The organism is Pseudomonas sp. FW305-28, assembly GCF_017351395.1.
Taxonomy (GTDB): domain Bacteria; phylum Pseudomonadota; class Gammaproteobacteria; order Pseudomonadales; family Pseudomonadaceae; genus Aquipseudomonas; species Aquipseudomonas fluorescens_AA.
The window spans coordinates 1-848 of the sequence record NZ_JACNDD010000304.1 but is presented as its reverse complement, the minus strand read 5'-3'; the positions used below and the strand labels follow the sequence as shown (position 1 = coordinate 848).

Genomic DNA, 848 nt, shown 5'->3' with positions numbered 1-848 from the left:
GAAATCGCCCTCGCCGAGATCTGGAAAGACCTGCTGCAACTGGATCAGGTCGGCCGTCACGACGGCTTCCTCGAACTCGGTGGCCATTCCCTGCTGACCGTGCAGTTGCAGGCCCGCCTGCACCAGGACCTCGGCGTCGAGATCGACCTGCGCACCCTCTTCAGCCAGACCTCGCTGAGCGAACTGGCCCAACGGGTGGAACAGGCCGGTCACTCCCACGTCCAGCCCATCGACGTGGTGTCCCGCGAGCAAGCGTTGCCGCTGTCCCTGGCCCAGCAACGCCTGTGGTTCCTCGATCAACTGGACCACGCCGCCAGCGTCGCCTACCACATGCCCGCCGCCCTGCACCTGCGCGGCAGCCTGGATCGCAATGCCTTGCAACGTGCCCTGGACCGCATCGTCGCCCGTCACGAAAGCCTGCGCACCACCTTCGAACGCCGTGACGGCGAGGTCCACCAGCGCTTCGCCGCCACCGACAGCGGCTTCGCCTTGCAGGAACACGACCTGCAAGGCCTGGACGCCGAAGCCCGGCAAACCGCCGTAGCGCAACTCACCCAGGCCGAAGCCCGGGACGCCTTCGACCTGAGCCAGGGACCGCTGATTCGCGGTCGCCTGCTGCGCCTGACCGAGGACGAACACATCCTGCTGGTGACCCAGCACCACATCGTCTCCGACGGTTGGTCGGTGGCGGTGTTGATCGGCGAGTTCAACGCGCTCTACGCTGCGTTCAGCCAGGGCCTTGACGATCCGCTGCCACCCCTGGCCCTGCAATACGCCGACTACGCCAACTGGCAACAGCAGCACCTGCAAGGTGAACGCCTGCACGCCCAGGTCGATTTCTGGAAAGC

The 848-nt window shown here is 66.3% G+C and carries 1 protein-coding gene; it reads left to right on the top strand.

Features of this window, described 5'->3' with window-relative positions:
• Window positions 1-848, top strand: an 848-nt coding sequence (locus tag J4E53_RS30530; protein ID WP_259333265.1) for a condensation domain-containing protein, incomplete at both ends; no start/stop codon positions are given.